The organism is Candidatus Brachybacter algidus, assembly GCF_016707225.1.
Classification (GTDB): Bacteria; Bacteroidota; Bacteroidia; order Chitinophagales; family Saprospiraceae; genus Parvibacillus; species Parvibacillus algidus.
The window spans coordinates 502,501-526,300 of sequence record NZ_JADJID010000002.1 but is presented as its reverse complement, the minus strand read 5'-3'; the positions used below and the strand labels follow the sequence as shown (position 1 = coordinate 526,300).

Annotated in this window: 14 protein-coding genes and 2 rRNA genes (1 of these 16 cut by a window edge); 5 read left to right on the top strand and 11 right to left on the bottom strand. The window is 38.2% G+C overall.

Features of this window, described 5'->3' with window-relative positions:
• The first annotated feature begins 83 nt into the window (after positions 1 to 83).
• The 3 genes from IPI15_RS08055 (at position 84) to IPI15_RS08045 (ending at position 7,421) form a co-directional block, all read left to right on the top strand.
• Positions 84 to 2,441 carry a T9SS type A sorting domain-containing protein gene (locus IPI15_RS08055; RefSeq protein ID WP_287401662.1) on the top strand — a complete coding sequence of 786 codons (2,358 nt, stop codon included), beginning with the start codon at positions 84 to 86 and terminating at the stop codon, positions 2,439 to 2,441.
• A 214-nt stretch (positions 2,442 to 2,655) separates the two neighbouring features.
• Positions 2,656 to 5,037 (top strand): T9SS type A sorting domain-containing protein, encoded by a 2,382-nt coding sequence (locus tag IPI15_RS08050; RefSeq protein WP_287419816.1) that lies wholly within the window; start codon positions 2,656 to 2,658, stop codon positions 5,035 to 5,037.
• Between the two features lie 8 nt (positions 5,038 to 5,045).
• Entirely contained in the window at positions 5,046 to 7,421 is a 2,376-nt protein-coding gene (locus IPI15_RS08045; protein WP_287419815.1) for a T9SS type A sorting domain-containing protein, read from the top strand.
• On the opposite strand, the gene IPI15_RS08040 is transcribed toward IPI15_RS08045, so the two are convergent.
• The 3 genes from IPI15_RS08040 to IPI15_RS08030 form a co-directional block, all read right to left on the bottom strand.
• On the bottom strand, positions 7,422 to 7,895 hold the full coding sequence (locus IPI15_RS08040) for a hypothetical protein (RefSeq protein WP_287401659.1): 474 nt from the start codon (positions 7,893 to 7,895) through the stop codon (positions 7,422 to 7,424).
• A gap of 69 nt (positions 7,896 to 7,964) precedes the next feature.
• Positions 7,965 to 9,005: a dual-specificity RNA methyltransferase RlmN gene (rlmN, locus tag IPI15_RS08035; protein WP_287401658.1), complete on the bottom strand. Its 1,041-nt coding sequence runs from the start codon at positions 9,003 to 9,005 to the stop codon at positions 7,965 to 7,967.
• 76 nt (positions 9,006 to 9,081) lie between these two features.
• Positions 9,082 to 9,690: a DUF4294 domain-containing protein gene (locus tag IPI15_RS08030; protein WP_287401657.1), complete on the bottom strand. Its 609-nt coding sequence runs from the start codon at positions 9,688 to 9,690 to the stop codon at positions 9,082 to 9,084.
• 141 nt (positions 9,691 to 9,831) lie between these two features.
• On the opposite strand from IPI15_RS08030, the gene IPI15_RS08025 reads away from it, so the two are divergent.
• Entirely contained in the window at positions 9,832 to 11,166 is a 1,335-nt protein-coding gene (locus IPI15_RS08025) for an APC family permease (RefSeq protein WP_287401656.1), read from the top strand.
• 471 nt (positions 11,167 to 11,637) lie between these two features.
• On the opposite strand, the gene IPI15_RS08020 is transcribed toward IPI15_RS08025, so the two are convergent.
• The 5 genes from IPI15_RS08020 to IPI15_RS08000 all read right to left on the bottom strand — a co-directional run bounded on the left by IPI15_RS08020 (position 11,638) and on the right by IPI15_RS08000 (position 16,650).
• Positions 11,638 to 12,441, bottom strand: coding sequence for a M48 family metallopeptidase (locus tag IPI15_RS08020; protein ID WP_287401655.1), 804 nt, complete (start codon positions 12,439 to 12,441; stop codon positions 11,638 to 11,640).
• A gap of 281 nt (positions 12,442 to 12,722) precedes the next feature.
• The gene (nuoH, locus tag IPI15_RS08015; RefSeq protein ID WP_287419813.1) at positions 12,723 to 13,748 is read right to left on the bottom strand and encodes an NADH-quinone oxidoreductase subunit NuoH; all 1,026 of its coding nucleotides are present in this window, start codon (positions 13,746 to 13,748) and stop codon (positions 12,723 to 12,725) included.
• A gap of 25 nt (positions 13,749 to 13,773) precedes the next feature.
• Positions 13,774 to 14,733 (bottom strand): NADH-quinone oxidoreductase subunit G, encoded by a 960-nt coding sequence (locus tag IPI15_RS08010; RefSeq protein WP_287401653.1) that lies wholly within the window; start codon positions 14,731 to 14,733, stop codon positions 13,774 to 13,776.
• Between the two features lie 43 nt (positions 14,734 to 14,776).
• Entirely contained in the window at positions 14,777 to 16,132 is a 1,356-nt protein-coding gene (gene nuoF / locus IPI15_RS08005) for an NADH-quinone oxidoreductase subunit NuoF (protein ID WP_287401652.1), read from the bottom strand.
• Between the two features lie 26 nt (positions 16,133 to 16,158).
• Positions 16,159 to 16,650, bottom strand: a complete 492-nt coding sequence (locus IPI15_RS08000) for an NADH-quinone oxidoreductase subunit NuoE family protein (RefSeq protein WP_287401651.1) — start codon at positions 16,648 to 16,650, stop codon at positions 16,159 to 16,161.
• A gap of 320 nt (positions 16,651 to 16,970) precedes the next feature.
• On the opposite strand from IPI15_RS08000, the gene IPI15_RS07995 reads away from it, so the two are divergent.
• Complete coding sequence (locus IPI15_RS07995) at positions 16,971 to 18,287, top strand: cytochrome-c peroxidase (protein WP_287401650.1); 1,317 nt, start codon at positions 16,971 to 16,973, stop codon at positions 18,285 to 18,287.
• 157 nt (positions 18,288 to 18,444) lie between these two features.
• On the opposite strand, the gene IPI15_RS07990 is transcribed toward IPI15_RS07995, so the two are convergent.
• From IPI15_RS07990 to IPI15_RS07980, 3 genes are all read right to left on the bottom strand, one after another.
• Positions 18,445 to 21,243 carry a DUF7619 domain-containing protein gene (locus tag IPI15_RS07990; RefSeq protein WP_287419812.1) on the bottom strand — a complete coding sequence of 933 codons (2,799 nt, stop codon included), beginning with the start codon at positions 21,241 to 21,243 and terminating at the stop codon, positions 18,445 to 18,447.
• 374 nt (positions 21,244 to 21,617) lie between these two features.
• A 5S ribosomal RNA gene (gene rrf / locus IPI15_RS07985) occupies positions 21,618 to 21,731 on the bottom strand.
• A 195-nt stretch (positions 21,732 to 21,926) separates the two neighbouring features.
• Positions 21,927 to 23,800 (bottom strand): 23S ribosomal RNA (locus tag IPI15_RS07980) (it continues 1,033 nt past the right edge of the window).

Genomic DNA, 23,800 nt, shown 5'->3' with positions numbered 1-23,800 from the left:
ACAATTTTTAATTTTATTAAATCCGTCGATTAAAGCCCTTTAATCGAATGGCTTATTTATGGATTAATGCAAAATATACTACCATGAAAAAAATTGTCACATTATTTCTAGTAATCTTTAGTGCGCCTATTTTCTCCCAAAATAAACCAGCAATAATAACCATTAATAGCAATGGCATTCTTGCTAATACAAATTCTATAGGAGCTATTTTCTGCCCTACTGAAAAAAGCAATTCTTCTGGATTTGCTGTAAGCGAAAATAAGTTGACAGATTATATTTCCACTATTTACCGTTCGGGAATAAATATTGCTGGATTTACTGATGGCCAATTAGGTGTGATGTCAACAAGTATTCGATCAGATGATTTTTTTTTGGCCGGAGGTTTTCCCGGACCTTTTTCTGATCAAGGCTCTATTAATTATAAATACAATAAAGTCTGGTCTGTAAAGAAATGGGAGATTCAATCAACTATTAATGACTATGAAGATAATCAACAAATAGACAATATACCTTCTCTGAACATACTCACCTGGCCAGGCAATAAGAATCCACTCTCGCTCGAATTAGATGGATTAGATTGGAATGAAAATAATTACGCACCATTTTATGACAGAAATAATGATGGTATTTATAATCCGTTCGAAGGAGATTATCCTGTTTTGGAAATGAATTGCAAAGAAAAAATTCCAGATGAAATGCTTTGGTCAGTTTATTTCTCAGATTATGGAAGTCCGGAAGGTCTTGAAGTGCAAAAATTAATTTACGCTTTTCAATCTGATTCTATTGAGCAGATCAATAATACACTATTCGTCCGGCTTACTATTAATAGTTATTTAGATACTCTTAAACAAGCCAGAATGTCTCTATACAATGACTTTGACCTTGGGTGCCCCTTAGATGACATGGTAGGTACTTCGGAAAGTACAAATTCGATCTATGCCTATAATTTAACAAGTGAAGATTTGAAATCTTGTTACCCTAATAAATCTTTTAAAAAAGCGACTCCAAACCAATCAATTACTATTTTAAATAAAAAAATGCTGGGCTCAATGATGTCAAATCCTTATGGATTGAGTTTATCAGACACTCTAACAAATTTGAAATTATATGACCTGATGAATAATAAATGGCCGGACGGCACACCACTGACATATGGAGGAAACGGATATAATCCGAATTCAACAGAATTCATCAATTATCTATATAGTGAATCACCTACCAAGTCCAATGGCTGGTCTATGGCGGAATTAGCAGAGGTTGGATTGGACATTAGATTGTATGTGAATCTTGATCTTGGAGATATTTACAAAGATTCACCAGCTATTGTGGATCTGGCATATACACACCATCCAGCGGATACTTCAATAGCACATTATAGCAATGTAGATAGTATGTTGGAGCATATTCCAATGGTTCAATCATTTTATGAAAGATGTTTTAATTCTGATGAATTACATCAACCGTGCGAATCAGATTGTGTGTGGCCTGGTGATGCTGACCGCAATGGTATTGTAAATAATCTCGATGCCCTACATATTGGAATTTCAAAAGATACTGCAGGAATCAGGAGGCTCAATACGACAAAATCGTGGGCTCCATTTACTGCAGAAGAATGGAATAATATTAGTGCTGAAAACATTAATTACAAACATTTTGATTGCAATGGTGACGGGATAATTGATGCTATTGACTATCAAATAAATGTTGATAATTTCTATTTAAAGAACAAAGAATTTACCGAGTGGGGTGGATATAATGACCCCGGAAATGAATTATCCTTCGTATCGAAGAAAGATATTTTTGGACCTTCTGAAATAATTGAATTAAATATAGTCCTGGGGCAAACAGATTCAATCAGCCTCGCAGGTCTTGCATTTACAGTAGAATACGACGAAACAAAACTTACACTCATGACTTTTAACCAACTATACGTGTCCATTGGAAGCCCTGACAATTCTTTCGAATTAATTCAGATGGAGGATGGCAAAGTTCATATAGCTCTCGTCAAAACTAATAATCAGGAGGCCAAATTCAAAAACGCGAATATTGGAAAAATGCGTTTTCTTACAAAAAATGGAGTAAATGAAGATTTTATCTCAATTTTTAAATTTTCAAACTATGAACAGATCAGTTCAGAAGGAAAAATTTCTCCATTGACCGCATCGCCTAAAACGATCTCTATTACTAAAACGATTTCTACCAAAGAAAATTTAATAACAAGACTTCATACTTTTCCAAATCCAACTTCAAATAGCTTTACCATAGAATCAAACAGAGATTTTAATGAAATTAAATTAATTGACAATTATGGCAATTGCTATATTATGAAACTTAACAATGATCAATATTCCACGGAAAATATTCCTTCAGGTTTTTATATTATACATGCCAAAGACGAGTCAGGAAGGATATTCGTTGGAAAATTAATTATAATAAAGTAATTTAATTTTTCAAACAAGCAACCAATTATAAATTGGCAAATTATGAACATCCATGATCTAAAAAACTTTAACATTTAGTTTTCTCAAATTAAACTACTGAGTATTAGATTTTTACAGTGATTTATATTAACTTCGCTAAAGCAGGTTTTTTTTAACAAAATATCTAATTTGATTTGTCAAAAATACCTGCAGTTTTCAACAGAGTTTGAGGGCCATGAAAGGAAGTCTTATCACATTTATAACAATTCTATCGTGCAGCTTACATGCACAGGTACCTGCATATAATTCGTTTTATTGCAATGGAGTCAAAGGATGGAGCAATACCATCGGCGGACTATTTCAAATACCTTCCAATATTCCAGCCAATGGAGGATTCATCGTCAATCCTCAAAATGAAACAGACAATCCAACTTCTTCCATTTTTTCAATCTCTCCAAATGTAGCCGGATATGCCAATGGAAATCTTCGGGGACTATTTAACAGCAGCAACAATCTTGTCAACGATCCTTACCTTCAATTTGTAAAAATACCAGGACCTCTGGAAACAGCTAAAAAATACTATCCGGGCTATAACAGGTTTTGGACTGTCCGCAAATGGGAGGTCCAATCCCTTATTAATGATTATAATGATAATGGAATTATAGATCACGAGCCGACTTTGAATGTATTGGAATGGCCCGCCCGCGGAAATGATCATGCCAAAGAATTAAATGGAATTACCTGGCCGGATAGAGATCTGGCGCCATTCTATGATAGAAACAACGATGGAAAATATGACCCATATGCTGGTGACTTTCCTATCCTTGAACCAAGTTGTGCCGCCAAGATACCAAGTGAAATGACCTGGTCTCTTTATCACTCAAGCAGCGGAGATCTTGAAATACAAACCCTTATGTACGGATTTGCTTCTGATTACATCCCATTATTGAACAACACCATATTCGCCAGAATAAAAGTTTTTAATCAAAATCTTGTTTTAAAGGACGCGAAATTTGGGCTGTTTTATGATTTCGATCTGGGCTGCATGCTCGATGATTATATAGGAACATCTTCTATAAATAACACGATCTATGTGTATAATAAATTCGAAACTGATCAAAGCCCTTGCAATATCGGAGGAAAAAGTTACAATTCATTCAACGTCAGATCCCCAATGCAATCTATCACTTGTCTGAATCGCGCTATGACCGGCTCTATTATTTATGACAAGGAAGATTCAAAAGGAGGAAGTAATGACCCAAATTCACCGGATGGATATTATAAATACATTAGTACAAAATATTTGAACGATGCAAGTTTAACCTATGGAGGCAGCGGATTTAATATAAACTCAACCTCTCTGACTAATTATATTTTTCCTGATTCTCCATCAAATGAAAACGGCTGGAGCATGATGTCGCAAGGTGCTGCTATGAATGACCCTCGAGGATTTATGAATTTCAATCTTGACAAAATAGTTAAAAATCAAAGTGTCGTGCTTGACTTTGCTTTTTCATACCATATAGCTGATCTCACTACTGACCATTTGAGCCGTGTGGACAGTATGCTTGTGGATATTAGTTCGATCCAGAAATTTTACAACAGCTGCATCAACTCTGATGATCTTGAAAGAAGATGCGACAATAATTGCGTCTGGCCGGGTGACACTGACAACAATGGTATCGTAAATAATCTTGACATACTAAACATCGGAGCCAATTTCAACGATAAAGGTGTTAAGAGAAATCAAAATTCAGATTGGTGGGGGCCTTTTTATGCAGAAGATTGGAATCAGACTACACCTGATCTGACAAATATGAAATATCTGGATTGTAATGGTAGTGGGACGATCACGACGAACGATCTGGAAATAGTGAAAAACAACTTTTTCTCAGCCAATTATAGCAATACTTCCTGGGGTGGATATAATAGCGAAGGAGAGGATCTTACATTTGGATTGGAATATGACAGTCTCAATGTCGGAGATGAATTTGTCTTAGACCTGATTCTTAGCCCACATAAATATTTAGGCTTATATGGACTTGGTTTTACAGTAGAATATGATGCAGAATTGCTTGACTATGTGCAGGGCATACTTGAAGTTAGCTGGCTTGATAAAAAAGGAGGCCCTTATTCAATCGTCAAGGCTGAAAAAGGAAAAGTTCATTTTGGGGTTGTAAAAAAATTCGGTAATGATGTTCAAGTAAAGAATGTAGATCTGGGAAGAATAAAATTTAGGGTTAAAAAACAAATAACCGGTAGACATTTAGCCATTTTCAAATACAGTAATTATGAAAAAATAAATGCCAGTGGCGAGCTTTTACCACTTTATTCCTCTCCAACATCTATAGTCATACACGACCCAAATACTGCATCCCCAAACAACTTTACAGGATTAATACTTTACCCGAATCCTGCAAAGGAAATGGTTTTCATAAAAAATAATTATAATACTTTTGTGCAGGCTACATTAATAGACTATCTTGGTAAACAATCAAACATTTCAGTGACAAACAACTCTTTCGCCACAGACCAGATGCCAAATGGCGCTTTCATCGTTAAATTAAGGAAATCAGACGGGTCTACATCCATTGAGCGCTTAGTGATACATAAATAAACATCGGAATGAAACTAATTCTATTTTGCATTATAATGAGTTACGCATTGGGAACTTATGGTAAAAAATCTACATTTGTTTCTACTTATTGCAATCATGTAAAAGCATGGAGTAATAATACAGGAGGATTGATCCAATTGCCCGTTTATAATGGTCAGGGGGGTTTAGTAATCAACCCTTCAGATGATGAAGATTATCCGGTAAGTTCTATCTTTTCTCTTGCAACCATCCTGGGCGGATATGCAGATGGCGCATTAAAAGGGATGTTCATAACAAATAACGATTATATTGTCCCGCCGTTTAATAAATTTAATAATATACCAGGACCTGTAGAAAACGGGAGCGATTACTATCCTCAATACAATAAAATATGGCAAGTCAGAAGCTGGGAAGTCCTTGCTCTTATAGATGATTATAATGACAATAAAAAAATTGATTCAAAGCCCTCCGATCACATTCTTTCCTGGCCGGGACGAGGCAACAAATATTCCAAAAATTACGATGGTATAATTTGGCCGGATAGGGATCTGGCCCCTTTTTATGACCAAAATAAAGATGGCATCTATGATCCATATTCAGGTGATTATCCAATACCTGATCCGGCATGTCCCAATAAAATCCCCGGTGATATGAATTGGTCATTATATCATGGAGCCAATGCAAATATGGAAATTCAGACGCTGAATTTTGCATTTGCCTCAGACATAAACCCCATACTGAACAACACGATCTTCTCTACCATTACTATTTATAATACTAATAATAATGTGAAGGATGCTAAATTTGGAATTTACTTTGATTTTGACCTGGGTTGCATTAAAGATGATTACATCGGAAGTTCTTCTGCAACGAATTCAGTGTATGTGTATAATAAGACTGAAATCGACCTAAATCCATGCGTAGAGCCCGGAGCACATTACAATGCATATAGAGAGAAGTCCCCCATGACATCTCTTACCTGCCTGAATAGAAGGATGGACGGAACGATCGTCTATGATAAAGCGGCAAATAATGCAGCTGCGACAGATCCCGGTTCGCCCTTGAATTTTTATAATTATATCAGCAATCGATGGTTAAACAATGTCAATCTCACTTATGGCGGGAATGGATATGATCTCAACTCTACAAATAACACAAAATATATTTATCCTTCTTCCCCATCGAATCCCTCAGGATGGAGCATGAAGACACTTGGTAAGGATTTTATTGACCCCAGGGGATTCATGAATTTTGACCTAGGTACTTTAAATAATGGCCAATCCATCAGACTTGATTTTGCTATGACTTATCATAAGGCGGACCTTACCACTGATCATTTCAGCAGAGTGGATACTATGCTGTCAAATATCTCACTTATTAAAGATATTGCATATGAATGTTTTGATTCAGAGGAGCATAATGAGAAATGCATAGGAGATTGCGTCTGGCCGGGAGACACAGACCACAATGGAATAGTTAATAATCTGGACATTTTAAATATAGGACCGGCTTTAAAAAGTTCAGGAGCGAAGCGGGAATTATATGCAGATTTCTGGAATCCATTTTATTCTGATGAGTGGTCCAAAAACACTTTTCAGAATTTAAACTATAAACACATAGATTGTAACGGAAGCGGCAGCATCAATCAAGAAGATTTTAATGCTGTCACTAATAATTTCTTTTCCAGGAATCAGACTTACTCTACTTGGGGAGGATATAATGTCGAAGGAAACGACCTCACTTTTGGTGATCTGGAAGACAGTTTAAAAGGTGGGGAAGAATTTGAACTGGAAATGATATTTGCTAAGAATAATAACTTTTCGCTCTTTGGAATGGCCTATTCCGTCGAATTCGACACAACATTGCTGACCTTAACAGATGTCGTTTTTGAAAAGAGATGGCTTGACAAAAAAAGTCCTCCTAATTTTGTACTGGAAAAGGAAAAGGGGAAATTGCACTTTGGCATTGTTAAAAATCTTGGGGTGAATGCTATTGTTCATGATGTACCACTTGGAATACTAAAATTTAGAGTTAAAGATAATTTTGAAGGAAAATATAAGACATTACTCAAATACACGAATTATGAAAAGATAGATGCTGATGGGAGAATATCAGAGCTAACCGCTTCAAATAAGGCTTTGGTTGTTGCAAATCCTATCACAACTATTGATAAAGAATTTGATGGATTCCTGCTATATCCAAATCCAACTATTGAGTTTGTATTTATCAAAAGCAAAGAAGTATATGTCAAAGCAGAATTGTTCGATGTGCTCGGAGTTAAATATGAATTTAAGGTTGAAAACAATAGCTTCCGGGCGGAGGATGTGCCATCAGGTGCTTATATGGCAAGGTTGACAGATGAAAATGGCGTCAGAAGAATGCATAGACTCATTGTCATCAAATAATCATATATGTCTGCCCCTGTTTCTGAATCGCCATATACTTATGACTATGAAGACCGGAAAAATAATGGAAGTGATGATGGCACCTACCCCAAAAAGCAAAATCTCATTGCGCAGGTATATCTCCATTGATATCTGCTTTTGATCAAGCAAATGACCGAAAAATGGTTTTGTACCATTGTTATCAAGATATACCTGAAAGTCATTGAACATATCAATCAAAAGAAAAGTAAACGGAACTGCGGTGGCAAGAAAGAAAAGTTTGACACTAACATGCAGCGTTAACATCGAACTATTAATGAAAAACATCAGCCTTGTATAAGTTATAAATGCAAAGACAAAGATGCCATTCGTCCAATAAAATGGAAAGTGCTCTGCATTAAAATAGATGGGCGTAATGACGATAGCTGCTATGATTACTGCTACCAATATCCATAATACCTCCAATCCTACTACCTTACTCTTAGTAATTTCCAATATGTATATGTTGATCTTGAATTTAAAAAATCAAAAGTAAGCGATTTTATTAATCAAATCCTGATTAATTCACACCACCTCTGCATTGGCTAGTTGTCCACAGGCTGCATCGATGTCTTTTCCACGGCTTTTCCGGATTGTAAGATTGACATCATGTCGAGTCAATGTGTTGGCAAATAGGTTAAGTTGCTTTTCACTGGTCTTATGAAAGTCAATACCTGCCACTGTATTGTATTCGATAACATTTACTCTGACGGGAAATCTTTTAGTAAGTGCAGCTAACTGTTTGGCATCTTCAACGCTATCATTGAATCCTTCGAGAGCAAGATATTCGTAGGTGATCCGATTCTTTGTTTTAGTGTAGAAATATTCCAATGCGTCCATCAAAATGTCGATCCCGTTCTGATCATTGATTGGCATTATTTCATTGCGCTTATCATCATTGGCAGCATGCAGGCTGAGTGCCAGATTGACTTTGGTTCCATCATCCGCCAGTTTCCTGATCATCTTAGCGATGCCGGCAGTACTTACGGTGATGCGGGAAGGTGACATACCAAGGCCTTTGGGAGAAGTGATGTAGTGGATGCTTTGTAATGTATTGGAATAGTTGAGCAATGGTTCGCCCATGCCCATGTATACGATATTTGTCAATGGATGATTGAATACCTGCATGCATTGTTCTTGCACCATGACGACTTGATCGTAAATCTCCGGATAGTCAAGATTTCGTATCCTGCCCATGCGTCCGGTTGCGCAAAACTTGCAAGTAAGTGAACATCCTACTTGAGTGGATACACATACTGTAAATCTATTATCCGCAGGAACAGGTATCAGGACAGATTCGATCAGATTCCCATCCCATAGTTTAAAGCGAGTTTTGATGGTGCCATCGTTACTATTTTGCTGCATGTCCACTGTCAGACATTTAAATTCAAAATCAGCAGAGAGTTTTTCTCTGAGGCTTTTGGATAAATTTGACATTTGATCAAAACCCCTTGCCTGCTTCATCCATATCCATTCCTGGATCTGTCCCAGTCGGAATTTTGGTTCATTATTGGCTAGAAGCCAGTCCTGTAATTTCTCAGGGGAAGTAAGACGAATATCTGACATGGTCTGTGTAATAAAAAACAAAGGTAAGACAATCTTTTAGGAAAATGGTTTATAACTGATTGTCAACCAATATCAATTACTTCTTTACACTCAGCCTATAATCATCCAATACCATATCCAGGATGACATCCTCACCTCTTATATATCCATCCCTGAGGTGATATCCATAAAACCTTCCCGTAGTATTGTAATAAAATGCGGACCATCCGCCTTTTATCTCTTTAATGACATCATAGAAAGGCTCGTCGAGTTCCTTTTCTATCATTTTGGTCAGGATCATGCCCTGAGTCCTGGTTAATTTTTTCAAAGGCTCTTCAAACTGATCCTCCATTTCCTTTTCGAGCGTTTTCATGAATTTCTTACGTTCACGATTTGTCATACCACGAGTAGATTCCTTTGACTCATGATAGATACGCATGGCTTCCAGGGCATATGGGTACACGATGGCCGCATACCTTCTATAGCGCATATATTTATCGTATTCCTCTTTACTCGAAAATTGTTGCTTTGATGAAATCGATACTTCATTCAGTTGGTCTAGATAGGCAGTGTCTCCCTTTTCAGTAATTATTCTAAGCATTTTTTTACCACCGAAGTAAACGGTGTCTATACGCTGAGTTTGAGCCTCCAATGTAAGTCCTAGACTCATAAATATGATACAAAAGAAAACTATGACGATTCTCATATTAATAACTAATTAATTTTATAATCACTTGAACGTAATAAGAAGCTAAATGATTTGAAATGAAGTCTTAAAATTACAGATATTAATTGCACCTGTCGCATTATATTTACAATTATAACCATTTCTATTAAGCTTCGACACATGTCCGAAATAAAACTTGAGAGAAAATTAGGACTTGCCCAGGCCACTGCGATCAATATGATAGACATGGTCGGCATTGGACCGTTTATCACCTTGCCGATGGTGATATCTATGATGAATGGGCCTTACTTTTTATACGCCTGGATAGCCGGTGCAGTATTGTCTTTCGTGGATGCCATGGTCTGGAGTGAACTTGGGGCTGCATTTCCAAAGGCAGGAGGATCTTACAATTTCCTTAAAGAAGCATACGATAAAAACAAGGCAGGTAAACTCATGAGTTTTCTTTTTGTCTGGCAGACCATGATTCAGGCTCCGTTGGTGATCGCCTCTGCTTCTATAGGTTTCGCGGCATACCTCAAATATTTATATCCTCTTTCTACGATCGAAGCAAAATTGGTAAGTGGTGGAGTTGTGATTCTGATCGTGGTGCTGTTATACCGAAAGATCGAAGAAATAGGAAAAATCAGTGTTTTTCTATGGGTCGGTGTCATCATTGCATTGCTGTGGATCATTGGTGGAGGCATCGCTCATGGCAATTTTCTGGAACCAATCAAACACATCAATGACGGGCTGCAACTCAACTATGCATTTGTGGCAGCTCTTGGATATTCGTGTATTAAATCCGTTTATAGTTATCTGGGATATTACAACGTATGCCATCTGGGAGGTGAAATCACGAATCCTTCAAAGAATATTCCGAAGAGTATGTTTATCTCTATCGCCGGTATTGCCTTTCTATATATGATGATGAATATCAGCGTGGTGAGTGTAATTCCGTGGAATATCGCTAAAGATTCAGAAGCAGTATTGAGTGTATTCATGCAGCAGCTGATGGGTGACACTGCAGCCAATATTTTGACACTACTAATTCTTTGGGTGGCATTTGCATCAGTATTTTCCGCAACGCTTGGTTATAGCAGAATACCATATGCAGCAGCTGTGGACGGGGCATTTTTTCCTGTTTTTGCCAAGTTACATCCGACAAAACATTTTCCTTATGTCTCGTTGTTATTCCTAGGGGCAGTAGCTTTCGTCTTCAGTTTATTGTTCAAATTGAGCCATGTAATTAGTGCGATACTAGCTATGCGTATTTTGATCCAATTCGTCAGCCAGGCATGGGGATTGATCTTGTTAAGAAAGTCAAGAAAGGAGTCAGATTTTCCGTACAGAATGCCGTTTTTTCCGGTGCCGGTTTATCTGGCCATTGCGATGTGGTTGGCATTATTTGTGGCAACCGGACCGACGATGATGTTGGGAGGAGTTACAGTAATCTTCCTCGGAACGATCGTGTATATGATCAAAGCGAATATGAGTAAAGAGTGGCCGTTTAATTAAGTATCCCAAGTTTCGAAGCAAAAAAAAGCTTCCATGAAACATTAAGACCATTCAACTTAAAGTTAGAATTAAGAAATCAAAAGTTAGAATGAAACTCTGATGATTTATTCTGCGAAATAAAGAAATTCTGAAATACTTAGAAAGCTTAAAATTTAACCTAACAACTTGATATTCAATACCACAACCAACATTATTGTAAAATAAATAATATTTATAACCCTGATTATCAATATAATAATTTCCTGCCGAACTTTACCTAATTGATTTTCATAATGTCAACCCAGTAGGATAGTATAAAGGGTGGAGAAATTAGAAGAACCATGAAAGTGTTGACATTATTATAAATTAAGAAAAATATCAAAAAAGAATACAAACTCTTTTTTAAATGTTAAGCTCTAAAGTCCTTTGGGCCGAAAAAAAAGCGCCCCTTCCGGAGCGCTTTCTCATATTGTTAAATTTCAAATATTTCTTCTACAACTTTGCCTTCATCTTCTGATAAACACTTGTGTTAGTCAGGCTACCGGCACAATTCAAATTCCGTGCTTTCTTCTCAATGTTAGCGATTCTATTTGCTGGTGCAGGGTGTGTACTTAGGAAGGTAGGTGGTTGCTTTTCTCCTTCCATTTTCTTGAAAAATCCAGCTGCACCTGCAGCATTGATACTGGATCCGCAAAGATACTCAACTGATTTTGAGTCAGCTTCCGACTCATTGGCCCGGCTAAAGCTAAGTCCTGCCAGTCCACCAACAACAGTTTCAGCAATTTGGCCTAAGGCTGTTTTATTTCCCAATAAGGCATCTGCTATGAAAGCTATACCATATTGCTTTGTAAGTTGCTCTGTGCTATGCCTTCCATCCGCATGTGCGATCTCATGTCCCATAACTCCCATCAATTGATCTTCTGAATCTAAAAATTTAATCAATCCAGTGTAAACATAGATGTGTCCACCAGGTGTACAAAATGCATTCAGTGTCTTATCGTCTTTGATGATCTTTACTTCCCATGGAAATTCGTTTTTGTATTTTACTTTACCTGAATTAATGATGGTGTTTTTCATGCCGCGGATATAATTGTATATCTCCTGATTACCCGCTTCAGGTAGAATCGGATATTCCGTAGGTTTAGAGGCGATCTCACCAGCCACCTGATCTCCAAGTTCTTTGTCCTGAGCCACTGTAAAGGCATTCAGGTTATTTGCTCCTGATGCAAGAGATTTACATTCATAGAAAATCACACTCGACACGAGTCCTATCAGTAAAACGATATATCCTTTCATACTTTAATTTTATGGTTTAAAAATTGACATTAAGGGATACCCTAATGCCTAAGCTATTTTCCGTTAACGAAAATGCTGGGAATATGATTTCATTGAGGATGGAATTTTTTTAAGTGGAGGAGGCTTAAAAATTAAAATACCACGAGTGAGCTCTAAAGTTCAATCTTTAAAACTATCGATTTACCCTTAATAATTACTCGCCTTCTATTCTTAAAGATATAGGCTATTCTAACTTCTAGATGAGATCCAAAAGCCAATGGCAATGCGCTAATAGCATTTTTCTAATGAAACCACAGTGTAAAAAACCCTGTCAATAACATATTAATTATTGCCAATGGAATCAACATCTTCCATCCTAAGTGCATCAATTGATCATATCTGAATCTCGGCAACGTCCATCTGATCCACATAAATACAAAGATGAAGAAGAAGATCTTAGCAAAGAATACTAGTGCTCCTAAGGTAGACAATAATATAGGATTGTGAATACTGTCCATTCCAGTGAAGTTGTAGCCTCCAAAGAACAACGTAGCGATGATGGCTGATGAAACAAACATATTGATGTATTCTGCGAATAGGAAGAATCCGAGCTTCATACTACTATACTCTGTATGATATCCACCGATCAACTCAGTTTCACATTCCGCCATATCGAATGGTGCCCTGTTGCACTCTGCCAATGCAGTTGTCATAAAGATAACGAAGCCTAAAGGCTGATAGAATATATTCCAATTAATACCATGTTGAGAAGCGACGATATCACTCAAACTCAATGATCCTGTCATCATGATGATGGCTATAATGGAAAGTCCCATGGCCAACTCATAACTGATGACCTGTGAAGATGCCCTAATAGCACTGTACAATGAGTATTTATTGTTGGAAGCCCAGCCACCGATCATCATTCCAAATACACCCAGTGACAAGATTCCAAGGATGTATAAAATTCCGATGTCAGGATTGGCAACCTGAAGACTGATAGTTCTATTAGCAAGTACCACATCCGGCCCCCATGGTATCACGGCACTCGTCATACAAGCTGTGAGCATCGCAATACCAGGCCCCATTATAAAGAGCCACTTAGTACTCTTATCTGGGATAAACTCTTCTTTAAAAAACATTTTTCCACCATCTGCAAGCGGTTGCAATAAGCCAAATGGTCCCGCTCTATTTGGACCTACCCTGTCCTGAAAAAATGCAGCGATCTTTCTTTCGCCATAGGTGGAATACATGGCTACTACCAATGATATCCCAAATATGGATACTACTAAAATGGCCTTTTCAATTATTATCGTCCAATCCGTCATAGGTGGAATTGTATTTTATTACGTTTTATTGTATTAGTTTCTGAGGCATACCGGGATTCAACTCATAGTGATTCTGAGCAATAACAGAATGTCTGTCAATATGTCTTGGCCCTTCTATAACCCAATCAGCAGTTTCTTTCGTTTCAAATCTGCAGGTATTACAGATGAATTCTTCCACTTCACCATGCTCATCTTTTCTCGCAGTGACCCTATAGATCTCATCTCCCACCATCCACAACGTTGCTTTACCACAACATTTATCGCAATCTCTGTGCCCATTCATCGGGTTAGTAAACCATACACGACTCTTAAATCTAAAAGTTCTGTCAGTCAAAGCGCCCACAGGACACACATCAATCACATTACCGCTGAAATCATTCTCAATCGCTTTTGATATATAGGTACTGATCTCTGAGTGAACACCTCTTCCAAGAATCCCATGCACTCTGCCATCTGTCAACTGCTGTGCGACAAATACACAACGATAACATAAGATACATCTGTTCATATGAAGAGAGACAAACGCTCCTATATCCTCTTTCTCGAAAGTTCTTTTTTCAAATTCAAATCTACTGTGAGCCAGACCATGTTCGAAACTTAGGTCCTGTAAATCACATTCTCCGGCTTGATCGCAAATCGGGCAGTCTAGCGGATGATTAATAAGCAGCATTTCCACGACACCTTTTCTAGCCTCCTGGACTTTATCGCTCATCTGATTACGTACTTCCATTCCATCCATCACATTGGTTCGGCAGCTGGCCACCAATTTTGGCATAGGGCGTGGATCTTTCTCCGAACCTTTGCTTACTTCGACCAGGCATGTACGACATTTGCCACCCGTATCATCCAATTTGCTATAATAACACATAGCCGGTGGTACTACCTTTCCTCCAATAGCACGTGCTGCATTCAGTATAGAAGTACCTGCAGGGACCTGAATGGTCTCTCCGTCAATGGTAACTGTATAATTTATTATCTCACTCATATCTTCTTTCCAATACTTTAAAATTGGTCAATTGATTTTATAATTATCCGGGTATCGCTATTTCCAAAGGATCTGCATAGTGCGCCAATCCATAATTTCTCTCAAGACATTCATCCGGATTTAAGATATGCCATTCAAATTCATCTCTGAAGTGTCTGATGGAAGCAGCTACCGGCCATGCAGCGGCATCGCCCAAAGGACAGATCGTATTTCCTTCTATGTTGGACTGAATATTCCAAAGTAGATCTATATCTTTCATTGCTCCCTGGCCGTTCTCGATCTTTTTCAGAATGTTGTACATCCAACCTGTTCCCTCCCTGCATGGGCTGCATTGTCCACAAGATTCATGATTATAGAATCTGGCAAGTGTCATCGTATGTCTGACCACACATTGATCCTCATCCAACACTATAAAGCCACCACTACCCATCATACTACCTGTCGCAAAACCTCCTTCAGACAGACTTTCATAATTCATTAATCTGGGAGCTCCTGTAGATGTTGTCAACAATAAATTAGCAGGCAAAATTGGAACTGAAGAACCTCCAGGAATGCAAGCTTTCAACTTTTTACCATTCGGAATTCCACCACAATATTCATCGCTGTAAATAAACTCTTCCACTGAAATGGTCATATCAATCTCGTACACACCAGGCTTGTTTATGTTGCCACATGCCGAGATCAATTTAGTCCCTGTACTTCTACCTACCCCTATTTTTGCATATTCTGCGCCTCCCATCTGAATGATGGGCACTACGGCAGCAATTGTTTCTACATTATTAACTACTGTAGGTCTCATCCATACACCCTGTACAGCTGGAAATGGAGGTTTGATCCTTGGATTACCTCTTTTGCCTTCAAGGCTTTCGATCAACGCTGTTTCTTCTCCACATATATAAGCACCTGCTCCTCTATGCACATAGATCTCACAATCAAATCCGGTACCTTGTATATTTTTACCCAACCACCCGTTGGCTTTAGCTTCTTCTATCGCCTCTTCCAAAATATCAGGGATCCAAGAATATTCTCCACGGATGTAAATGTATGAAACGTTGCTACCTAGTGCGTAAGAACTGATAAGCATCCCTTCTATGAATAGATGTGGGAGGAATTCCATTAGATATCTGTCCTTAAATGTTCCTGGTTCAGATTCATCAGCATTACACACCAGATGTCTTGGAACACCTTCAGGTTTAGCAAGAAAACTCCATTTCATACCTGTGGGAAAACCTGCACCACCACGTCCTCTCAGTCCACTAGTCTTCACCTCTTCCACGATTTCGTCAGTGGTCATCTTAAGTGCTTTCGCAGCAGCTTCGTAACCTCCTTGTTTTATGTAGCTCTCATAAAACCTGATTCCTTCTATGTGTGCGTCTTTCAGCAATAATTTTTGAGACATAATATCTTTTCTGCTTGGAAATCTAATTATTTATGGCCGCCCATTTCATCGATCAGCGCATCTACTTTCTCTATGGTTAAATGTTCCTTATAGAACTTGCCTAATTGCATCATTGGAGCATATCCACACGCCCCCAAGCATTCAGCAGTTTTCAAAGTAAACATTCCATCTTCACTGGTTTCACCATTTTTAATATTCAATCGTTTCTGGATATGAGCGATTATATCATCAGAACCATTCAACATACAAGGACCTGTGCGGCAAACTTCAAGTATATGCTTACCGACAGGTTGAAGATTGAACATCGTATAAAAGCTAGCCACTTCATATACTTCAATCGGTGTAATGTCCAGTAATTCGGCTACATAATCCATTACCGGCACGTCAAGCCAACCATTGGATTCGTCTTGTGCAATATGTAAAAGTGGGATTAAAGCACTTTTTTGCTTACCGTCAGGGTATCTTGCTTTGAGTGCATCAACCTTTATCAGTAGATCTTGAGAAAATGGAATTGCCATTTAAAAATCATGTTTATTTAGAGTTTCAAAGTTACACGTTTTGCCATTAATAAACAATGTTTAAGTTAAAACTTAAACCATGTTACTTACTTATGGCCATTTATATGAAATTCCCAATAAATATAGGTTCTTTGAATTAAAAATAACAACTTGTTTTGAAGTCCGAATTCCCTAAAAGACTATTACACCTAAGTTTCACAGGTTCAACTAAATGCGAAGAAGTATTAAAGTAACCATTTAATTAAATCATTAACAAAAAAGTATCCTTAATCAATTTAAAATGATGTATTTTTGTGCGACAATTATAACTAATCCTTGTAATGAAACATAAATTTATTATCATTTCCTTCTGCATTTTGCTTGCAGGATGCATGTTTGAGGAGGTTTTTTCTCCTCTTGACAATGAATTGTCATCACTCATAGTGGACCCGGCTAAATATTTATTGCCATCAGAAACTGATTATTCGAATATACCTCAGTCCCCCGAAAATCCTTTGACAAAAGAGAAGGTTGAGTTGGGAAATTTACTCTTTTTCGAACCAGCATTCTCAATCGAGCCAAAACATTACCAATCTCTAAATACATATACATGCGCTTCTTGTCATGTACCAGAAAAAGGATTCAGACCCGGAAGATTCCAGGGTATAGCTGATGGAGGAGTAGGTTTTGGCAATTTTGGTGACGGAAGAACAAAGAATGGTATTTATGACGATTCGGAAATAGATGCTCAGGGAGCTCGTCCACTTGCAGTATTGAATACCGCATTTGTGACGAATTCGATGTGGAATGGTTCCTTTGGCTCAAAAGGAGTAAATATAGGAACTGAGGACCAATGGGGAGTATCTGACCCTGGTACTGCGCGCAACAATACCCATTATGGCAGTTTGGAAAGTCAGAACATAGAGGGCCTTATCACACATAGAATGAAATATACCGAAGAGCGTATCAAGGCATTTGGTTATAAAAAAATGTTTGATGCAGCATTTCCAGAGATGCCAATAGAACAAAGGTATTCAAATGAAGCTGCTAGTTTTGCTTTATCAGCTTATCTGAGAGCCTTACTTACCAACCAGGCGCCTTTTCAAAAATGGTTAAAGGGCGATAAAAATGCCATGACTGAGCAACAGAAATCAGGAGCAATCGTGTTTTTTGGAAAAGCCGGATGTGTAAGGTGTCATTCAGAACCTAATCTTGGGTCAATTAACTTTGCAGCAGTGGGCGTTAAAGATCTATTTGAAAATGGTGGATTAAAAACAGATATCAATGATCTTAGAAATAAAGGTCGCGGCGGCTTTACTAATAAAGCGGAAGATTTCTACAAATTCAGAGTACCACAATTATATAATCTTGGAGATGGAGGGCCATATTTTCATGGATCCAGCAAACAAACACTTAAGGAAGTAGTAGAATATTTTAATGATGCTGTTCCCGAAAATGGGCGCGTACCTGCCAGCCAGCTTTCACCATTCTTCAAACCACTCAACTTATCAGAAGTAGAAAAAGAGCAATTGGTCGCATTTCTAAAAGATGGACTTCGGGATGCCAATCTCAAGCGTTATGTACCAGAGCGTGTTAATTCCGGTATGTGTTTTCCAAACAATGATTATCAATCAAAGGAAGACATGGGTTGCCATTAAAGAGAAATCTTAAGTTATGGCAGTTAGAAATAAACCCTTGAAGTTTTGATATTACTCAATAAGAAGTTAGAAATTAAAAGTTAGAAATCAGAATAAATCTCAGATGTTTGGGTCTAGTAAATAAGTTCAAATAAATTATCAAAACTGAAACTTGAGATCATATTTTAATTAATCTGATTATTTTGTTAAACCCTTTTATAGATGTTAGTTTTAACAAATATACCTGGGTGCCTAATTCTGAAAAATCGAATACGGCTTTATTATTGCTCAATCCAAAGGATTTTATCTCCCGGCCTTGTAAATCTAATATAACCGACTTAAAATCTACTCCCTTCCATTCAATACTGATCAATGATTTCACGGGATTGGGATAAACTTTAATATCCTGATATGCAGATGATTCATTAATATTAAGAATCGATTTATCAAATAAGCCTTCCAAAGTACAATCATTAGCATCTGTAATAGTATAAATATTAGTTCCTACAGGTAAATTATCCAATTCATAACCAGTGTAACCGTTATTCCATAGTATTGAATAAGGCGGAGTGCCTCCTCCCACAAGTAATTCCTTTTTATCTTCTGAAAGATCTATGATAGAAGAATTGAGTTTTGACGGTTGCTTGATTATTACGAATTGACTTTGTGAGCAACCTAGTTCATCAGTAGTTGATACCGAATAATTACCTGCTAGCAAATGAAGTGTATCTGTAGTGTAGGGAACTTGTACTAAATTATTGAAAATAATTGACATGGAAGCTGTATCAATGTTCGCATTCATAAGCACGCCACCACTTATATCTCCGAAACATAAAGCTGCAAAAGAAATAAAATCGACCATATTTTGTCCAACTTCTCCTTTACAAATCAGAGAAGTAATAGCCTCATTTGTTTGGATGGCAGGTTGGGAATCAAAATATATATCTGCATCCAAAACAATGGAGTCATTCTTTTCTAATGTTTCAGGAAACAAACTAAATGAAACATACCCGCTGGACCCAATACTATCTTCTGAGAAAGAAGGTAGGTTTATATTTTCAAAAGTCCATATCAATTCGGATTCATTTCCATTCATTACTTTTTCAAAATTCGTGGGCGAACTTGAACTTATGATATTAATGTTGTCGCTTTTTAATCCTTGAGGTAAAATTTGTCTAATCACAACATTTTCCGCTGGAGCAGTTCCCAAATTCTGAAAATGAACGGTATAACTTAACTGATTTTGATCAGAAATAAATTGTTTGTAGATCTTTTCGTGATCCACTGCTATGTAGTTGGGATCATGGGGAGCGACAATAGTAATAAAGCCGGAACCTGCCAATGTAAATCCACTTATATCAGTATATGTGTAATTAATTAACACCCTTGATCCTGGTGCTGCCTGCGAAAAGACAGTTAGACCTGAAGTTATATCTTCCAGGGGATTCAGGCCCGATATAGGAAAATTATATCTAATAGTTGAATCATTTAACATCAACTCGGTATAATTGGTGGGAAAAACAAATTTTCTGATAAGTTGCGTACCCGAAATATCTAAGATCAATGATCCATTCAAAGAAATATTTCCCTGATTGATGAGCTTAATGCTGATCTCACCATTACGACTATGTGCAAGAGTATTGGGGAAAGTTGTAATAAAACTTGATAAGGGATATTCCTTTTTATGTATTCCAATATAACCTAACTCATAATTATCTGGTAGATAACCTATTAAATTCAAAGGATTTTGTACAGCTGAAAAAAACCATTCATCCTGCATTGATATCGGGATGGTCAGTGTCTGAACAGTTCCTGAATCTAATCTTTGGGAAATTATTCCCATGACATAAGTTATTACAGAAACACCTGAAGGTTGAAATTCAACCGTAAAATCATTTAATCCATAATCGTTACCATCAAATATATTATTTCCATTAAAGTCATAAAATAATATACCGATAACGTCTTTTGTTGCAGCAGGTTTCGAATGAACACCTATCCACCCCAAATCATAAATGTAAGGTTGATAATTTGTCAGATCAATTGGAGATTGTGGTAATGAAAATTCATATTGCTCTGAAATATTATTAGAAGCTACCATCGTTTGTAACTGATATTTCTTTGCATACATGCTGAATTTCCCCCCGGAACCAGATCTAAAATCTAAACCTGAAGGTGCTAAATGAAAATCAAAACCATTTTTAGCATATTCACCTAGATCTAAGGTTCCATTTCCATTTAAATCTTCAAAAATCTTGCCGATAACTAATTTATTATTTACAGTATCTAAAGGTGCACACGTATTAGCATGAATATACAGATCATAAATCTCTTGATCGGACAAGATTCTATCATAAACATAAATATCATCAATTCCTCCTACGAATCCCTCTCCGATCAACAGGTCGCCATTAACTTGATATCCTAAATCGAGGTTATAATACCTATTCCTAAGGTGACCATCAAAGTAAATAGACTTAGCATAGCCTTCAATCGTTGCAACAACATGATGCCAATTAGTATCTGCAATAAATCCATTCATCCAGCCATAAGTCAATTGGTTATAATCAATAGAAGTAAACAACAAATCACTATATTCATATCTACTTATTGAAAAATCTTCCATCCCACTTTCAGAAATCTTTCTATACATCGAACCAAAACTATTCGATAAAACATCATCATACTTGAACCACAAAGACACAGAACGAGATCGAGTCGCAGACGGTGAAAAATCTACAGCATTTTTAATAATTCCAGTTGCGTTTCCATCAAAATGCAAAGCACATCCATTGCCGGCCCTATCCTCAATAGAAGTAACTGGACTTCCCATCATTATAACTGGTCTAGAATCAATTACATCTTCAATAATATGATTCATAGGAAAGTAAGCTATCAACCCATTAGTAGGCTGTGCATATAGGCCACAAGCAAATAGAAAAATTAACGCCTGAGTAAAAAGTATAATTCGGTTCATATGCTAAAAAATAATTGCCCATTAGATACTAATGAGCAAGTTATTAAAAGTTTGACTATTCTCCTGTGATTTGAATACAAATTGAGTAAGAAATAATTTGTGTTATAGTTAAGAGTATGGGAACTTGAGAAACGCTGCAAAGGAGATTGAAAAAAATGTTGAAGGTTGGATGATGAATGTTGGATGATGAATGAAGGGGCCAATGGTCAGAGGCACAAGATGATAGATAAATATGAATCAAAAACAATACCAACTTGATTGTTTTGTTGAGAGAGACAGCTTGCAAGCTGTCTGAACGATAAGGTTCTAAGGGCCACTAAGTGTACAAAACAAAAAAGCCTTGCAATCTTACGACTACAAGGCTAGTTATGTTGATCCGGCAACGACCTACTCTCCCACACACGAAGTGCAGTACCATCGGCGCAGTAAGGCTTAACTTCTCTGTTCGGAATGGTAAAAGGTGGAACCCTTACGCTATAATCACCGGAAATTCTTATCTCAAACGCGTTCGTTTGATGTTGTTCTTTTATAAAGTCTTTGGTCTTTAGTCTTTGGTCTTTAGTTGGTTTGGCCAAAGACCAACAGCTAAAGACTAAAAGCTAAATGACATAGATGGGAAGTAATTTTTTCGTTCTGTTCGAGCTCATTGAGCTTACATATGAATGATTAAAGAGTAATTAAAAAAAAGGAAGCTGTCGGACAATTAGTATTACTCGGCTACGCACATTACTGCACTTCCACCTATAACCTATCAACCCAGTAGTCTTCTGGGGTCCTTTACACTTACGTGCTGGAATACTCATCTTAGGGATGGCTTCGCGCTTAGATGCTTTCAGCGCTTATCCTTGCCGTACATAGCTACCCGGCGGTGCAGCTGGCGCCACAACCGGTACACTAGCGGTACGTCCAATTCGGTCCTCTCGTACTAGAATCAGCTCCCTTCAATATTCCTGCGCCCACAACAGATAGGGACCGAACTGTCTTGCGACGTTCTGAACCCAGCTCGCGTGCCACTTTAATGGGCGAACAGCCCAACCCTTGGGACCTTCTCCAGCCCCAGGATGTGACGAGCCGACATCGAGGTGCCAAACCCTACCGTCGATATGAGCTCTTGGGTAGGATCAGCCTGTTATCCCCGGAGTACCTTTTATCCTTTGAGCGATGTCCCTTCCATGCGGAAACACCGGATCACTTTAGCCAACTTTCGTTCCTGATCGACCCGTCGGTCTCTCAGTCAAGCACACTTATACTAATACGCTCTTCGCATGATTACCGACCATGCTGAGTGTACCTTTGCGAGCCTCCGTTACTTTTTTGGAGGCGACCACCCCAGTCAAACTACCCACCACACACTGTTTCCCTTTTAGGGATTAGAACCTAAATACAGGAAGGGTGGTATTTCAACGTCGGCTCCACCATCACTAGCGTGACAGCTTCATAGCCTCCCACCTATCCTACACATCCTGTATTCAAGCTCAATGTGAAGTTGTAGTAAAGGTTCACGGGGTCTTTCCGTCCCGTTGCGGGTAATCGGCATCTTCACCGATACTTCAATTTCACCGAGCTCGTGGCTGAGACAGCGCCCAGATCGTTACACCATTCGTGCAGGTCGGAACTTACCCGACAAGGAATTTCGCTACCTTAGGACCGTTATAGTTACGGCCGCCGTTTACTGGGGCTTCAGTTAAGAGCTTCGCACTTACGCACTAACCCCCTTCCTTAACCTTCCAGCACCGGGCAGGTGTCAGACCCTATACTTCATCTTACGATTTTGCAGAGTCCTGTGTTTTTGTTAAACAGTCGCCTGGGCCTCTTCACTGCGTCCCCTCTCACGAGGGGAGTCTCTTCTCCCGAAGTTACGAGACCATTTTGCCTAGTTCCTTAGCCACGGATCACTCGAGCGCCTTAGGATACTCTCCTCGACTACCTGTGTCGGTTTACGGTACGGGATGTGTCAGCCTGAAGTTTAGAGGTTTTTCTTGGAAGTATGCTTACAGTCACTATCACTCATCCCAAGGGACTTGTGTACTATCAGGTCTCAGCTCAGATACGGATTTGCCTATATCTTCAACGCCTTCTCCCTTCAACCCACTATTCCGTCAGTGGGCGAACCTTACGCTCCTTCGTCACCCCATCACAGCTGATACATGTACAGGAATATTAACCTGTTTCCCATCGGCTTCGCCCTTCGGCTACACCTTAGGCCCCGACTAACCCGGTTCTGATTAACATAGATCCCGGAATCCTTAGTCTTACGGCGAATAGGTTTCTCACCTATTTTATCGTTACTCATTCCTACATTTGCTTTTCTAAACACTCCAGCGCATCTCACGACACACCTTCACTGCAGTTTAGAATGCTCCCCTACCACCACCAGTCCTAGACTGGTATCCAAAGCTTCGGTAAGATATTTGATGCCCGATTATTTTCCGCGCAAGAACGCTCGACTAGTGAGCTGTTACGCACTCTTTAAATGAATTGCTGCTTCCAAGCAAACATCCTAGCTGTCACTGCATCCTCACATCGTTAAAATCAACTTAATATCTATTTGGGGACC

Excerpts from the sequence above, each read along its gene's own strand:
- IPI15_RS08055 (WP_287401662.1), top strand. The coding sequence starts at position 84 with ATGAAAAAAATTGTCACATTATTTCTAGTAATCTTTAGTGCGCCTATT.
- IPI15_RS08050 (WP_287419816.1), top strand. The coding sequence starts at position 2,656 with ATGAAAGGAAGTCTTATCACATTTATAACAATTCTATCGTGCAGCTTA.
- IPI15_RS08045 (WP_287419815.1), top strand. The coding sequence starts at position 5,046 with ATGAAACTAATTCTATTTTGCATTATAATGAGTTACGCATTGGGAACT.
- rlmN (WP_287401658.1), bottom strand. The coding sequence starts at position 9,005 with ATGTCAGATATTCGTCTTACTTCCCCTGAGAAATTACAGGACTGGCTT.
- IPI15_RS08030 (WP_287401657.1), bottom strand. The coding sequence starts at position 9,690 with ATGAGAATCGTCATAGTTTTCTTTTGTATCATATTTATGAGTCTAGGA.
- IPI15_RS08025 (WP_287401656.1), top strand. The coding sequence starts at position 9,832 with ATGTCCGAAATAAAACTTGAGAGAAAATTAGGACTTGCCCAGGCCACT.
- IPI15_RS08020 (WP_287401655.1), bottom strand. The coding sequence starts at position 12,441 with ATGAAAGGATATATCGTTTTACTGATAGGACTCGTGTCGAGTGTGATT.
- nuoH (WP_287419813.1), bottom strand. The coding sequence starts at position 13,748 with ATGACGGATTGGACGATAATAATTGAAAAGGCCATTTTAGTAGTATCC.
- IPI15_RS08010 (WP_287401653.1), bottom strand. The coding sequence starts at position 14,733 with ATGAGTGAGATAATAAATTATACAGTTACCATTGACGGAGAGACCATT.
- nuoF (WP_287401652.1), bottom strand. The coding sequence starts at position 16,132 with ATGTCTCAAAAATTATTGCTGAAAGACGCACACATAGAAGGAATCAGG.
- IPI15_RS08000 (WP_287401651.1), bottom strand. The coding sequence starts at position 16,650 with ATGGCAATTCCATTTTCTCAAGATCTACTGATAAAGGTTGATGCACTC.
- IPI15_RS07995 (WP_287401650.1), top strand. The coding sequence starts at position 16,971 with ATGAAACATAAATTTATTATCATTTCCTTCTGCATTTTGCTTGCAGGA.
- IPI15_RS07990 (WP_287419812.1), bottom strand. The coding sequence starts at position 21,243 with ATGAACCGAATTATACTTTTTACTCAGGCGTTAATTTTTCTATTTGCT.